This window comes from Pseudomonas aphyarum, from assembly GCF_028657055.1.
In the GTDB taxonomy this organism is placed as follows: Bacteria; Pseudomonadota; Gammaproteobacteria; order Pseudomonadales; family Pseudomonadaceae; genus Aquipseudomonas; species Aquipseudomonas aphyarum.
Genome location: NZ_JAMDGS010000016.1, coordinates 1 through 14,751 on the forward strand (window position 1 = coordinate 1; position 14,751 = coordinate 14,751).

At 60.8% G+C, this 14,751-nt stretch carries 8 protein-coding genes and 1 rRNA gene; 8 read left to right on the forward strand and 1 reads right to left on the reverse strand.

The features are described 5' to 3' along the window. Positions 1 to 151 precede the first annotated feature (151 nt). The 7 genes from rrf (at position 152) to yfiB (ending at position 12,125) form a co-directional block, all read left to right on the forward strand. Positions 152 to 267, forward strand: a 5S ribosomal RNA gene (rrf, locus tag M5G18_RS24240). A gap of 154 nt (positions 268 to 421) precedes the next feature. Beyond that, positions 422 to 3,874, forward strand: a complete 3,453-nt coding sequence (gene recC, locus M5G18_RS24245) for an exodeoxyribonuclease V subunit gamma (protein WP_273898210.1) — start codon at positions 422 to 424, stop codon at positions 3,872 to 3,874. After that, positions 3,871 to 7,560: an exodeoxyribonuclease V subunit beta gene (gene recB, locus M5G18_RS24250; RefSeq protein ID WP_273898211.1), complete on the forward strand. Its 3,690-nt coding sequence runs from the start codon at positions 3,871 to 3,873 to the stop codon at positions 7,558 to 7,560. The genes recC and recB overlap by 4 nt, the downstream gene beginning before the upstream one ends. After that, complete coding sequence (gene recD / locus M5G18_RS24255; protein ID WP_273898213.1) at positions 7,557 to 9,665, forward strand: exodeoxyribonuclease V subunit alpha; 2,109 nt, start codon at positions 7,557 to 7,559, stop codon at positions 9,663 to 9,665. Before recB ends, recD begins: the two co-directional genes overlap by 4 nt. Positions 9,666 to 9,784: 119 nt before the next feature. Then, complete coding sequence (gene yfiR, locus M5G18_RS24260; protein ID WP_273898214.1) at positions 9,785 to 10,360, forward strand: regulatory sequestration protein YfiR; 576 nt, start codon at positions 9,785 to 9,787, stop codon at positions 10,358 to 10,360. Beyond that, positions 10,357 to 11,625, forward strand: a complete 1,269-nt coding sequence (gene dgcN, locus M5G18_RS24265; RefSeq protein WP_273898215.1) for a diguanylate cyclase DgcN/YfiN — start codon at positions 10,357 to 10,359, stop codon at positions 11,623 to 11,625. The genes yfiR and dgcN overlap by 4 nt, the downstream gene beginning before the upstream one ends. Then, positions 11,625 to 12,125 carry an outer membrane lipoprotein YfiB gene (yfiB, locus tag M5G18_RS24270; RefSeq protein WP_279309775.1) on the forward strand — a complete coding sequence of 167 codons (501 nt, stop codon included), beginning with the start codon at positions 11,625 to 11,627 and terminating at the stop codon, positions 12,123 to 12,125. Before dgcN ends, yfiB begins: the two co-directional genes overlap by 1 nt. Here yfiB and M5G18_RS24275 read toward each other — a convergent pair. After that, entirely contained in the window at positions 12,122 to 13,069 is a 948-nt protein-coding gene (locus M5G18_RS24275) for a LysR family transcriptional regulator (RefSeq protein WP_273898216.1), read from the reverse strand. The genes yfiB and M5G18_RS24275 overlap by 4 nt on opposite strands. A 149-nt stretch (positions 13,070 to 13,218) precedes the next feature. On the opposite strand from M5G18_RS24275, the gene M5G18_RS24280 reads away from it, so the two are divergent. Further along, positions 13,219 to 14,745: a CoA-acylating methylmalonate-semialdehyde dehydrogenase gene (locus M5G18_RS24280; RefSeq protein WP_273898217.1), complete on the forward strand. Its 1,527-nt coding sequence runs from the start codon at positions 13,219 to 13,221 to the stop codon at positions 14,743 to 14,745. The last annotated feature ends 6 nt before the right edge of the window (positions 14,746 to 14,751 follow it).

Sequence of the window (14,751 nt, forward strand, 5' to 3'; positions counted from 1 at the left end):
TATAACACCCAAGCAATTTGCGTCGAAAGGCCAGATTGCGGTGTGTGAAGACGAAAAGAACCGAAAGTTCGAGTTCACAAAACACCGAAAACTATCCCATACCCAATTTGCTGAAGCGAGGCCATCGGGCCACGACTCAGTACCCGAATTTCTTGACGACCATAGAGCGTTGGAACCACCTGATCCCATCCCGAACTCAGAAGTGAAACGATGCATCGCCGATGGTAGTGTGGGGTTTCCCCATGTGAGAGTAGGTCATCGTCAAGATTAAATTCCGAAACCCCAATTGCGAAAGCAGTTGGGGTTTTGTTTTGCCCGCAGGAAAGTTCTTACAGCATTCTCAGCCGCCGTGCGGCTGTCGTCGCCTGCCGACAATGCTAAGGTTCAGCCCTAGCTTTTGTACTTTTCCAAGGAAGCCTTCATGCCGGACACCCAGTCCCTCAACGCTGCATTCATGGTCGTTCAGAGCAACAGCCTGGATGAACTGCGCAGCCTTGTGATCAGCATCATGCGGCGCTATCCCCTGGCTCCCCTGGAGAACGAAATCGCGCTCGTGCAGAGCAACGGCATCGCTCAATGGCTCAAGCTGGCACTGGCTGAGGATCCTGAAGAGGACGACTCAGGCGGCTGTGGCATCGCCGCTGCTATTGATGTGCAGCTGCCGGGCAGTTTCATGTGGCAGCTTTACCGGATGGTTCTGGGACGAGAGGAAATTCCGGCAAAGTCGTTGCTCGACAAGGCTCCGTTGACCTGGCGTCTGATGCGCCTGTTGCCACAGGTTATCAACCGTCCGCATTTCGAACCGCTACAACGCTTTCTCACCCATGACACTGATCTGCGCAAACGCTACCAGTTGTCCGAACGTCTGGCAGACCTCTTCGACCAATACCAGGTTTACCGTGCTGATTGGCTTGAGGACTGGGCAGAGGGGCATCATCAACTCCGCAATGTAAGAGGTGAAGCGAAGCCGCTCCCTCCGGCGAGTTGCTGGCAGGCAGAGTTGTGGCGCGCTCTGCTGGACGATGTGGGCGAGCAAGGCATGGCTCAAAGCCGGGCGGGCGTGCACCAGCGGTTCATGGGACGCATCAATGGTCTTGAACGCGCACCGACCGGGCTTCCCCAGCGAGTGATCGTTTTCGGAATTTCCTCGCTGCCCGCACAGGTTCTGGAGGCATTGGCCGGGCTTTCCCGTTTCAGCCAGGTGTTGTTGTGCGTCCATAACCCCTGTCGTTATCACTGGGCCGATATCGTTGCCGACAAGGATCTATTGCGGCATCAGTACAAGCGGCAAGCCCGAAAAAACGGCATGCCCGTGGTGCTGGATTCGGAATCGCTCCACCAACATGCTCACCCGCTCCTCGCAGCGTGGGGCAAGCAAGGTCGCGATTACATCAACCTTCTCGACAGCTACGACGAGCCGGACAGCTATCGCGCAGCATTTCGCAACGGACGTATTGATCTGTTCAGCGAAAACCAGCCAAAGAACATGCTTAATCAGTTACAGGACGACATTCTGGAGCTGCGGCCGCTCAGCGAGACTCGAACGCTCTGGCCGGCAGTCGATCTGACTCGAGACGATTCGATCCGCTTTCACATAGCCCATAGCGCCCAGCGCGAAGTCGAGATTCTTCACGACCAGCTCCTGGCCCGTTTCAGTGCCAACCCTCAATTACGCCCTCGCGACGTGATCGTGATGGTGCCTGACATCGATAGTTATGCGCCGCATATCCGCGCCGTATTTGGGCAACTGGATCGTCAGGACCCACGCTTCATTCCTTTCACCATGGCCGATCAGGGGCAGCGCGGACGGGATCCATTGCTGATTGCCGTCGAGCATCTGCTCAAGCTGCCGGACAGTCGTTTCCCCGTCAGTGAAATTCTCGACTTGCTCGACGTTCCTGCGTTACGCGCCAGATTTGGTGTGCAGGAGCGAGATTTGCCGACCCTGCATCGCTGGATTGAAGGTGCCGGTGTACGTTGGGGCATAGATGCCGGGCAACGGGCCGAGCTGGGATTGCCCGATGAGTTGGAGCAAAACAGTTGGCGCTTTGGCCTGCGCCGGATGCTGCTCGGCTATGCCGTCGGCAGTTCCGATGCCTGTGGGGATATCGAACCCTACGATGAAATCGGTGGTCTCGATGCCGCTTTGATCGGCCCGTTGGTAGCGTTGCTGGATGCACTGGAACTCTCGCATCAGCAACTGATGAAACCCGCGCAACCACAGGAATGGGGATATCGGCTTCAGGCGTTGATGCAATTGTTTTTCAAGCCCGAAGGTGAGCATGACGACTACCTGCTGGCTCAACTCGAGGAGTTGCGCGAAACCTGGCTGGAAACTTGTGAAGCCGTCGGTTTGCTGGACGAGCTGCCACTGACCGTCGTCCGTGAGGCCTGGCTGGCGGGGCTGGATCAGGGGCGTCTGTCGCAGCGCTTCCTGGCGGGAGCCGTGAACTTTTGCACGCTGATGCCGATGCGCGCAATCCCGTTCAGGCTGGTTTGCCTGTTGGGCATGAACGATGGCGATTATCCACGTGCTCAACCGCCGCTGGACTTCGATCTCATGGGCAGCGACTACCGGCCAGGAGATCGCTCCCGACGGGAGGATGATCGCTATCTTCTGCTCGAAGCGCTCTTGTCCGCCCGTCATCAGCTCTATATCAGCTGGGTGGGCCGCAGCATTCGCGACAACAGTGAGCGGCCAGCCTCTGTGTTGATCGGCCAGTTACGCGATCATCTCGCCAATGGATGGCGATCGGTCGACGACAACGAAGATCTCCTGATTGCCATGACTCTGGAGCATCCGTTGCAGCCATTCAGTTCGCGCTACTTCCATGAGGAAGACAAGCTGTTCAGCTACGCCAGCGAATGGCAGGTGCTGCATCAACATCACGAACAGAACGACGCCGCAACAATGCTTGCCGCTCATGTCCAGGAGGAACCGTTGAGTCTGGAGCTGCTGCAGGACTTCCTGCGCAATCCGGTTCGACACTTTTTCACTCAGCGACTCAAGGTTTACTTCGAAGCGGCGCAGGCACCTCAGGCTGACGAGGAACCCTTTGTGCTGGATGCGTTGCAGCGATACATGCTCAGCGACAGCTTGCTCGGGGCAGCCTTGAGACACCCGGACAATGTTGATCAGGCGCTCGAGTCTCAGGCCCGACGCCTGCAGAACAGCGGACTGTTGCCCATGGCCGGGTTCGGTGAGTGCCTTCAGCGAGAGTTGATCGAGCCTTTGCCAGACTTGTTGCAACGATATCAACAGCTGTTGGCGTTATGGCCGACACCGCTAACCAACGCGCTACCGATCAATTTTGAATGGCAGGAACTGCGGCTTGAAGGATGGCTGGGCGGTTTGCACCGGCGCGCCGATGGCGGCGTACTGTCGGTCACGACGATTCCCAACAGCATAGGCTCGATCAAGAGCCGCAAATGGCATCGCATGACCAAGCCCTGGGTCAGCCATCTTGTCGCGTGCGCCAGTGGTCTTTCTCTGACGACCGCACTGGTGGCCAGTGATGACACGCTCCTGCTTGAACCTCTGGAACAGACCCGGGCGGGGCGAATTCTCGAGCATCTGCTGCTCGCCTGGCAGACGGGTATGCGCCAGCCACTTCCGGTCGCGGTAAAAACGGCTTTTGCATGGCTGGCCCAGACCGATCCGGTCAAGGCCGAAGCGGCTGCCCGTAAAGCCTATGAGGGGGATGGTCAGACCAGCGAAGGCGAGCGGCGCGAAAGCCCGGCTCTGTCCCGACAATTCGCCGACTTCGATGCACTCCAGGCGGATGAAAGCTTCTCCGGTTGGTGTGATGCACTGTATCGCCCTTTGCTTGAGGCACCGTGGCGCTCATGGACCCACGAGGAGGCAGGCGCATGAGTAACCAGCCGCCACTCGCCCTGGCATTCCCGTTAAAGGGCAGCCAACTGATCGAAGCCAGTGCGGGCACTGGCAAGACGTTTACCATTTCGGCGTTGTATTTGCGGTTGATCCTCGGCCATGGAGGCGAGGCGAGTGGTTTCGGTCGAGAGCTGTTGCCCCCGCAGATTCTCGTGGTGACCTTCACCGACGCGGCCACCAAAGAGCTGCGCGAACGTATACGCACACGTCTGGCCGAGGCTGCCCGTTTCTTCCGTGACGAGACACCGCCCCCCGATGCGCTGATCGATGAACTGCGCGCAGAGTTCGATCCGCAACAATGGCCTGGTTGCGCCAACCGCCTGGACATCGCTGCGCAATGGATGGACGAAGCCGCGGTCTCGACGATCCACAGTTGGTGTCAGCGAATGCTGCGCGAGCATGCATTCGACAGCGGCAGTCTGTTTACCCAGACCCTGGAAACCGATCACAGCGACCTGCTTGGCGAAGTGCTGCGCGATTATTGGCGGCTGTTCTGCTATCCGATGCAGGGCGATGCCTTGAACTGGGTTCGCAGTCACTGGGGAGGTCCGGCGGCCTTGTTGCCGCGTGTGCGTGGGCTGTTTGGCACCGAGCGCGAAGCGGACTCTGACAAGACCCCGTCCGAGCTGATCGAAGACTGCCTGCAGGAACGCCGTGCGGCATTGGTGGAGTTGAAGGGACCATGGCGGCAGTGGGCCGATGAGTTGCTCGCGATCTGTCATCAGGGCGTTGCCAACAAAACGGTGGACGGGCGCAAGATGCAGGCCCGCTATTTCGAGCCCTGGTTCGAAAAGCTCAAGGCCTGGGCCGAGGACGAGGCGCTAGAGCAACTGGATATCGGCACCGGGTTCGCCCGGCTCACGCCGGATGGCATGGCTGAAGCCTGGAAAGGCGAGCCGCCGAGCCACCCGGGCCTGGATGCCATGCCTGTGCTCAAGTCGAGCCTCGACAATTTGCCGACGCCCGATGCGGCCGTGCTGCAGCATGCAGCCAAATGGGTCGGTGCTCGCTTTGAAGACGAGAAGCGCCGTCGAGCCGAAATGGGTTTCGACGACATGCTGCTACGTCTGGATGCGGCCTTGCAATCCGACGGTGGGGAACGTCTCGCCACGCTCATTCGCGAGCAGTTCCCGGTCGCCCTGATCGATGAGTTCCAGGACACGGACCCGGTGCAGTACCGGATCTTCGAAAGCATCTATCGCATTGAAGAGAATAACCCCGAGACCGGGCTGTTCCTGATTGGCGACCCCAAGCAGGCGATCTATGCCTTCCGGGGCGCGGACATCTACACCTATCTGCGAGCCCGCCAGGCCACAACCGGGCGACTGCATACCCTGGGTACGAACTTCCGTTCCAGTCACGGGATGGTCCGTGCGGTTAATCATGTATTTGAGCGTGCAGAGTCCCGTGAGCAAGGGCGCGGAGCATTTCTGTTTCGAGAGAAAAACGGTGATAACCCGGTGCCGTTCCAGCCTGTGCAGGCTCAGGGGCGTAAAGAACATTTGCAGGTGTCCGGGCTTGATGTGCCAGCGCTGAATATCTGGCATTTATCCACCGACAAGCCACTGTCCGGGGCGGTTTATCGCCAGCAGTTGGCGGCGGCCTGCGCTAGTGAGATCACGTCTCTGCTTAATGGGGGGCAAACCGGTCGCGCCGGGTTTGCGCAAGAGGGCAAGGATTGGCGTGGGCTGCGGCCAGCGGACATTGCGATCCTGGTCCGCGATGGTAAAGAGGCGCAGGCGGTACGCGGTGAGCTCGCAGCGCGCGGAGTTCGCAGCGTTTACCTGTCGGACAAGGACTCGGTCTTTGCCGCTCAGGAAGCCCATGATCTGCTTTCGTGGCTCAAGGCGTGTGCCGAGCCGGATGTCGAACGCTCCCTCAAAGCGGCGCTGGCGTGCATCACGCTGAACCTGCCGCTGGCTGAGCTGGAGCGCCTGAATCAGGACGAACTGGTCTGGGAAACCCGGGTCATGCAGTTCCGCGGTTATCGCGAGCTCTGGCGCAAGCAAGGGGTGCTGCCGATGTTGCGGCGCCTGCTGCACGACTTTCAACTGCCGCAGATGCTCATCGCACGCAGTGATGGCGAGCGGGTGCTGACCAACCTGTTGCACCTGTCGGAGCTGTTGCAACAGGCCGCGTCGGAACTCGATGGCGAGCAGGCACTGATCCGGCATCTGGCCGAGCATCTGGCGCTGTCCGGTCAGGCAGGTGAAGAGCAGATCCTGCGTCTTGAAAGTGACGAACAGCTGGTCAAGGTCGTGACCATTCACAAGTCCAAGGGGCTTGAATACCCGTTGGTGTTCCTGCCTTTCATCTGCTCGGCCAAACCCGTGGACGGCAGTCGATTGCCGCTGCATTACCACGATGAGTCCGGCAAGGCCCGTATCAGTCTGAAGCCCGACGCCGAACTGATCGCCCTGGCGGACAACGAACGCCTGGCGGAGGATCTGCGTTTGCTCTACGTCGCGCTGACTCGTGCACAACATGCGTGCTGGCTCGGGGTGACGGATCTCAAACGCGGCAATCACAGCAACTCGGTGCTGCATCTTTCTGCACTGGGCTATCTGTTGGGCGGTGGCGCAACGTTGAGTGAATCCAGCGGATTGGCCCGCTGGCTGGACGATCTGCAACAGGATTGTTCGGCGCTGAGCATTGTTGAAATGCCAGAAGCCACCAGCGAGGAGTACCAGCCTCCGCGTAATGAGGCCACGCTACGTGCCACCCTTTTGCCGAGTCGCAGGGCCAGCGAGAACTGGTGGATCGCGTCGTACAGCGCCTTGCGCATCAGTGACGTGCTGAGCGTCGGCAATGACGAAGCTCCCGACAGTCCACAGGCGCAAAAACTGTTCGACGACGAGCGCCTGGATCCTGAAGCTCCGCGCGAGATCATCGCCGGCGGGGCCGATATTCACCGCTTCCCTCGCGGGCCGAATCCGGGAACGTTTCTTCACGGTTTGCTGGAGTGGGCAGGGGAGGAAGGGTTCGCGGTCACCCGCGAGTCGCTGGATGATGCGATTGCCCGACGTTGCAATCGACGGGGCTGGGAAGGCTGGATCACCACCCTCGGCGACTGGTTGCAACACTTGCTCAAACTGCCACTGCCCGCAGGGCTCGACCAACCGCCAGTGGTGCTTGAGCAATTGAAGCAGTATCGGGTCGAGATGGAGTTCTGGTTTGCCAGCCACAAAGTCGACGTCCTCAAGCTCGACGAACAGGTGCGTCAGTTCACCCACAACGGCGTGGCCCGGGTCGGCGCTGAAGCGGTGCAGCTCAATGGCATGTTCAAAGGCTTTATCGACCTGACGTTCGAGCACGAGGGTCGTTACTACGTGGCCGATTACAAATCCAACTGGCTGGGTGTCGATGACGCCGCGTACACCGAACGGGCCATGGAGCAGTCGATTCTCGACAACCGTTACGACCTGCAATACGTGCTGTACCTGTTGGCACTGCATCGTCAGCTCAAGGCGCGGCTTACCGATTACGACTACGACCGGCATATCGGCGGCGCGTTGTATCTGTTCCTGCGCGGAACACGGGCTCCTGGCGGTGGCGTTTACTTCGCGCGACCACCAAGGGAGCTGATCGAGCGTCTGGACCTCATGTTCCAGGGCAAACCGCAACCCAAGGCCGAGCCCGCGTGGGAACAGGGAGTACTGCTATGAACCGGACATTCGCCGACCTGCTGCCTACGCCGCTGACTGCCGACAGCCTCGCGCAGCTGACGCCCCTGACCCGTGCCGATGATCTGTTGCTGTTGCTGACCCAATGGGTCGAGCGTGGCTGGTTGCGGGCACTGGACAAGGCATTCGTGGCCTTTCTTCATGAGTTGGCACCCGATGTCGATCCGCTGGTGTTGCTCGCCGCCGCATTGACCAGTCATCAGCTCGGCCATGGTCATGTCTGCCTGGATCTGTTCGAAACCCTCAAGGCGCCGGATTTTGCACTTTCCCTGCCGCCGGAAGGGGATGCGCAACCCGGCGTGTTGCTGCTGCCATCGCAATTGCTCGAAACCCTCGACGGAGCGCACTGGTGCAAGGTGCTGGCCGGCAGTTCGCTGGTGGCACTGGCCGCCGACGAAGGTGCGTCTGCGCAGGAACGTCCGCTGGTGTTGTCCGGCAAGCGCTTGTACTTGCGGCGCTATTGGGCCTATGAGCGGCGTATCGACAGTGCATTGCGTCAGCGGCTAGCGGAGCAGGAAGCGACACCACCCGATCTTGCTCGGCGGCTGGACGCACTGTTCGATCCGGCGCAGCGTGCGGATGTCATCGACTGGCAGAAACTCGCCTGCGCCCTGGCCACCCGAAGTGCCTTCAGCATCATCACGGGCGGTCCAGGTACAGGCAAGACGACGACGGTGGTCCGTTTGCTGGCGTTGCTCCAGGCTCCTGCGGTCGAGGCGCACCAGCCATTGCGCATTCGGCTCGCGGCGCCTACCGGTAAAGCGGCGGCGCGGTTGACCGAGTCCATCAGTCAGCAGGTGCAATCGCTGAAGGTTGCTGACAGCGTCCGGGAAAAAATCCCGACCGAGGTGACCACGGTGCACCGCCTGCTCGGCAGCCGTCCCGGCACGCGGCACTTTCGCCACCATGCCGGTAACCGTCTGCCCCTGGACGTTCTGGTGGTCGATGAAGCGTCCATGATCGACCTGGAAATGATGGCCAACCTGCTCGATGCCTTGCCGCCTCATGCCCGGTTGGTGTTGCTGGGCGACAAGGATCAACTGGCCTCCGTGGAGGCGGGTGCGGTGCTGGGAGATTTGTGCCGCGATGCCGAAGCGGGTTGGTACAGTCCGCAGACCCGCCAGTGGCTGGAAACGGTGAGTGGCGAATCCCTGCAGGACAGCGGCTTGCACGAAGGCTCAGACGGCTCGCATCCGTTGGCCCAGCAAGTGGTGATGTTGCGTCACTCGCGGCGTTTCGGCGAGGGCAGCGGCATCGGTCAACTGGCGCGACGGGTGAATCAGCAACTCCCGGTTGAGGCTCGCCAGTTGCTGGAAGCCAAAACTCATGGCGATGTGTTTTCGTTGCCGCTTCAGAACGAGCACGACCGGAAACTTGAGAACCTGGTGCTCAATGGACACGGCGAAGGCCCTCACGGTTATCGACACTATCTGAGCGTCTTGCGCGATCGGCGTCCAGCGCTTGGAACGCCGCTGGAGAACCCGGGCTGGGCCGACTGGGCGCGTGACGTCCTGCGGGCCTTCGATACCTTCCAGTTGTTGTGCGCAGTGCGCAAAGGGCCGTGGGGTGTCGAGGGGCTGAACCAGCGCATCACCGACGCGTTGCTCAAGGCGCGACTGATCGAGAGCGACCAGCAATGGTACGAAGGTCGGCCGGTGCTGATGACCCGAAATGATTACGGTCTGGGGCTGATGAACGGCGACATCGGTATCGCCCTGAAACTGCCCGAGCGCGATGGGCCGGATGCCGGTAAGTCGGTGTTGCGAGTGGCGTTCCCGCGTAACGACGGGCGCGGCGGGGTGCGTTTCGTGCTGCCGAGCCGGCTTAATGATGTCGAGACCGTCTATGCGATGACTGTGCACAAGTCGCAGGGCTCGGAGTTTGCCCATACCGCGCTGATCCTGCCGGACGCCCTGAATCCCGTGTTGACCAAGGAGCTGATCTACACCGGAATTACCCGGGCCAAGGACTGGTTCACCTTGATCGAGCCTCGGAGCGGCGTGTTTGAAGAAGCGGTGCAGCGCAAGGTGAAGCGCCTGAGTGGACTGATGCTGGAACTGGAAGAAGGGGCGCCGCATAAAGGATGAAGGTGCCTTCGATTGCCGCCGGTAATTGACCGACCGGTCAGAGGTCGCTGTATCGCTGGCGTTCCAACGCTGTGCTATCGTTGCGGCATCATTTCGTAACGATCCAAGAGAATCCCTGCATGAAGGTGGCTGTCTGGGCGACAGAGCGCGTAGTTGGCTGCAAGCGGGCGTTGTTTGCCGGTGTGCTCTGTTTGCTCACGGGTGTGGCCGCTGCCCAGACTCAACCCCCGGCGGGGATGGCCGAACAACGGGCCAAATCCGTCACCCAGGTTGTCCTCGGTATCCTCAGTTACGCGCGCTGGCCGGTAGAACCGGCGCAGTTGCGCCTGTGCATCGTCGGCCCGACCGAATACACCGACGACCTGGTCAAGGGTACGACCCAGGCCACGGGGCGTCCGGTCATCGTGCGTCGACTGTTGGCCGACAACCCGGCCATCGTCAGCGAGTGCGACGCGGTCTACATCGGCAAACTTACGACCGACGAACGCAGCCGGCTGTTCGCATCCCTGATCGGCCATCCGGTGCTGAGCATCAGCGAAGGCGGCGATCAATGCACGGTCGGCAGCCTGTTCTGCCTGCGGGTCGGCGATGAGCAAGTGTCGTTCGAGGTCAATCTCGACTCCGTCGCCCGCAGCGGCGTGCGCATTCATCCCAGCGTGCTGCAGTTGTCGCGCCGCAAACCGGCGGTGCCATGAGACGCGACAAATCCACAGGGCGCCCGTCACTGGGCTCGGTCATCGGCCGTGGCAACCTGATTGTGGCGCTGGTCGCCGTGGCAATGGCCAGTGTGTCGCTGACGCTGCTTGGGGTGCTGGCGCTGCGGGTCTATGCCGATCACAACCTGCACTTGATCGCCCGCTCGATCAGTTACACCGTGGAAGCCGCCGTGGTGTTCAACGACAAGGCCGCCGCGACCGAAGCGCTGGCGCTGATCGCCTCGACCGAAGAAGTGGCGGATGCCCAGGTGCTGGACAATCAGGGCCATTTGCTCGCGCGCTGGCAGCGTCCGGAGAACGGTCTGTTTTCCGAGCTGGAGATGCAGGTCGCGCGAGTGATTCTGGAAAAACCCATCAGCCTGCCGATCCTCCATCAGGATCGCGAGATCGGGCGTATTTTGCTGATTGGTCACGGCGGCAGCCTGATGCGCTTTCTGTTGAGCGGTCTGGCGGGGATCATTCTCTGTACGGCGATCAGTGCCTGGGTCGCGCTCTATCTGGCGCGTCGTCAGTTACGCAGGATCATCGGCCCGCTGCATAGCCTGGCGGCAGTGGCGCACGCCGCGCGCAGTGAACGGGCGCTGGATCGACGCGTGCCCCGAGCGAAGATTGCCGAGCTCGATAATCTGGGCAATGACTTCAATGCCTTGCTCGATGAACTCGAAGATTGGCAAACCCACCTGAAAAGCGAGAACGAAACCCTCGCCCACCAGGCCAGCCACGACAGCCTCACCGGATTACCGAACCGGGCCTTTTTCGAGGGTCGCCTGATCCGTGCGCTACGCAGCGCCCACAAGCTGAACGAGCGCGTGGCAGTGCTGTTTCTCGACAGCGACCGATTCAAGGACATCAACGACAGCTTCGGTCATGCCGCCGGCGACGCAGTGCTGGTGGCGGTAGCCAATCGGGTGCGGGCGCAGTTGCGTGAGGAAGATCTGGTGGCGCGTCTGGGCGGTGATGAATTTGCCGTTCTGCTGACGCCCCTGCACAAGACCGAAGACGCCGAGCGCATTGCCGACAAGATCCTCGCCAGCATGGACATCCCGATTGCACTGCCGGGCGACAGCAGTGTCGTGACCTCGCTCAGTATCGGCATCGCTGTTTACCCCGATCATGGCGCCACGCCCGGCACCTTGCTCGATGCGGCGGATGCCGCGATGTACCAAGCCAAGCGTTTGTCGCGCGGCGCCCAATTCACGGCCGGGTCGGAGCACCCGGTCGATCCCGTTCAAACCAGGAGCTGATGCCCGTGTTTTCACTTTCCTTTCGACTGTTTTCCACCCTGTTGCTGACGGCCATGCTGGCCCTGACCGGTTGCCAGACCGCCCCGCAAAAAGGCCTGACGCCAGCCCAGGTCGCAGTCCTCAAGCAGCAAGGCTTCGAGTTGACCGATGACGGCTGGGAGTTCGGTCTGTCGGGCAAAGTGCTGTTTGGCAGCGATGTCGAAAGCCTGAACAAGCAAAGTACCGAAATCGTCGAGCGTATCGGCAAAGCGTTGCTGGGTGTCGGCATCGAGCGGGTACGAGTCGATGGCCACACCGACGCTTCGGGCAAGGAAACCTACAACCAGCAGCTGTCACTGCGCCGCGCGAAAAGCGTCGGCAAAGTGCTGACCGCGGTCGGCATGAAAGAAGAGAACATCCAGCTGCAAGGCCTCGGCAGCCGCGAGCCGGTTGCCTCCAACGACACCGCCGCCGGCCGCACCGAAAACCGCCGGGTGTCGATTGTGGTCAGCGCCGATTAATCGGCGAACTGCATTTCGCGGGTCTCACCCATCAACAGCGCCTGATTGCGCTCGGTCACCGCACGGATGTAATCCCACAACAGGGTGATCCGTTTCAACTTCCGAAGATCCTCCCGGCAGTACATCCAGAACTGCCGGGTGATATCGATTTCCTCCGGCAACACCGGCAGCAGGCGCGGATCCTGTGCCGCAAGGAAACACGGCAGAATCGCCAGCGAGCGCCCCTGCTGCGCCGCCACGAATTGTGCGATCACGCTGGTACTGCGCAAATTGGCGCTGGCGCCGGGCAACACGTTCGCCAGATACAGCAGCTCCGAGCTGAACGCCAGGTCATCCACATAACTGATGAATTGATGCTTGCCCAGGTCGGCGGGTCGGCGGATCGGCGGGTGTTTGTCGAGATATTCCTGGGTCGCGTACAGCTGCAAGCGGTAGTCGCAAAGTTTGCAGCACACGTACGGCCCGTGTTCCGGGCGTTCGAGGGCGATGACGATGTCAGCCTCGCGTTTGGACAGGCTGATGAAGTGCGGCAGCGGCAGGATATCAACCGAGATCGCCGGGTAGGCGTCGACGAAGTGGCTCAGTTGCGGGGTGATGAAGAAGCTGCCGAAACCTTCGGTGCAACCCATGCGCACATGCCCGGACAGCGCGACGCCGGAGCCGGACACCTGCTCGCAGGCCATGTGCAGCGTGCTTTCGATCGACTCGGCATAACTCAGCAGGCGCTGGCCTTCGGCAGTCAGCACAAAACCGCTGGTGCGCGACTTTTCGAACAGCAAAGTGCCTAGCGCCGCTTCCAGCGAACTGATGCGTCGCGACACGGTGGTGTAGTCCACCGCCAGGCGTTTGGCCGCGGTGCTGGCCTTGCGGGTACGGGCGACTTCGAGGAAAAACTTCAGGTCGTCCCAGTTCAGCGAGCCTAGAGAGGTGATGTTTTTTTGCATGATGGACGGGCTTATATGTGCGTTCTTATTAGAAGTTTGCACATCTATACTCCAAAAACAGTCCGACAACCAATTCGTGACACACGCCTCATCTCAAGGCGAACCTTTCGCCTTGGCTCCTAAGATAAAAACAAGTTCTGGAGACCAGCATGAACGCATCGCTTACGCCCAACGAAACCACGATCCAGAAGGTCAAGCTGCTGATCGACGGCGAGTGGGTCGAGTCGCAGACCACCGAGTGGCACGACATCGTCAACCCGGCGACCCAGCAGGTTCTGGCCAAGGTTCCGTTCGCCACCGCCGCTGAAGTCGACGCCGCCGTCAGCGCCGCCCAGCGCGCCTTCCAGACCTGGAAACTGACCCCGATCGGCGCGCGCATGCGCATCATGCTCAAGCTGCAGGCGTTGATCCGCGAGCATTCCAAACGCATCGCCGTGGTGCTGAGCGCCGAGCAGGGCAAGACCATTGCCGATGCCGAAGGCGATATTTTCCGTGGCCTGGAAGTGGTCGAACACGCCTGCTCCATCGGCAGCCTGCAAATGGGCGAGTTCGCCGAGAACGTGGCCGGCGGCGTCGACACCTACACCCTGCGCCAGCCGATCGGCGTCTGCGCCGGCATCACCCCATTCAACTTCCCGGCAATGATTCCGCTGTGGATGTTCCCGATGGCCATCGCCTGCGGCAACACCTTCGTCCTCAAGCCATCCGAACAGGATCCGCTGTCGACCCTGTTGCTGGTGGAATTGGCGATCGAGGCCGGCGTTCCGGCTGGTGTGCTTAACGTCGTCCATGGTGGCAAAGACGTGGTCGATGGCCTGTGCACCCACAAGGACATCAAGGCCGTTTCGTTCGTCGGTTCGACCGCCGTTGGCACCCATGTCTATGACCTGGCCGGTAAGCATGGCAAGCGCGTGCAATCGATGATGGGCGCGAAGAACCACGCGGTGGTGCTGCCGGATGCCAATCGCGAGCAAGCGCTCAATGCCTTGGTCGGCGCCGGTTTCGGTGCGGCCGGTCAGCGTTGCATGGCCACTTCGGTGGTGGTGCTGGTGGGTGCGGCCAAACAGTGGCTGCCGGATCTGAAAGCGTTGGCGCAGAAACTCAAGGTCAACGCCGGCAACGAGCCGGGCACTGATGTCGGCCCGGTCATTTCGAAAAAGGCCAAGGCGCGGATTCTCGATCTGATCGAAAGCGGCATCAAGGAAGGTGCCAAACTCGAACTGGACGGTCGCGACATCAGCGTGCCGGGTTACGAGAAAGGCAACTTCGTCGGCCCGACCCTGTTCTCCGGGGTGACTACCGATATGCAGATCTACACCCAGGAAATCTTCGGCCCGGTGCTGGTGGTGCTGGAAGTCGACACCCTCGATCAGGCCATCGCGCTGGTCAACGCCAACCCGTTCGGCAACGGCACAGGCCTGTTCACCCAGAGCGGTGCGGCGGCGCGTAAATTCCAGACTGAAATCGACGTCGGCCAGGTCGGCATCAACATCCCGATTCCGGTGCCAGTGCCATTCTTCAGCTTCACCGGTTCGCGTGGTTCGAAACTCGGCGACCTCGGCCCGTACGGCAAGCAAGTGGTGCAGTTCTACACCCAGACCAAAACGGTCACGGCGCGCTGGTTCGATGACGACAGCGTCAACGACGGCGTGAACACCACCATCAACCTGCGCTGAGGAATG

Excerpts from the sequence above, each read along its gene's own strand:
- M5G18_RS24280 (WP_273898217.1), top strand. The coding sequence starts at position 13,219 with ATGAACGCATCGCTTACGCCCAACGAAACCACGATCCAGAAGGTCAAG.
- recD (WP_273898213.1), top strand. The coding sequence starts at position 7,557 with ATGAACCGGACATTCGCCGACCTGCTGCCTACGCCGCTGACTGCCGAC.
- dgcN (WP_273898215.1), top strand. The coding sequence starts at position 10,357 with ATGAGACGCGACAAATCCACAGGGCGCCCGTCACTGGGCTCGGTCATC.
- M5G18_RS24275 (WP_273898216.1), bottom strand. The coding sequence starts at position 13,069 with ATGCAAAAAAACATCACCTCTCTAGGCTCGCTGAACTGGGACGACCTG.
- yfiB (WP_279309775.1), top strand. The coding sequence starts at position 11,625 with ATGCCCGTGTTTTCACTTTCCTTTCGACTGTTTTCCACCCTGTTGCTG.
- recC (WP_273898210.1), top strand. The coding sequence starts at position 422 with ATGCCGGACACCCAGTCCCTCAACGCTGCATTCATGGTCGTTCAGAGC.
- yfiR (WP_273898214.1), top strand. The coding sequence starts at position 9,785 with ATGAAGGTGGCTGTCTGGGCGACAGAGCGCGTAGTTGGCTGCAAGCGG.
- recB (WP_273898211.1), top strand. The coding sequence starts at position 3,871 with ATGAGTAACCAGCCGCCACTCGCCCTGGCATTCCCGTTAAAGGGCAGC.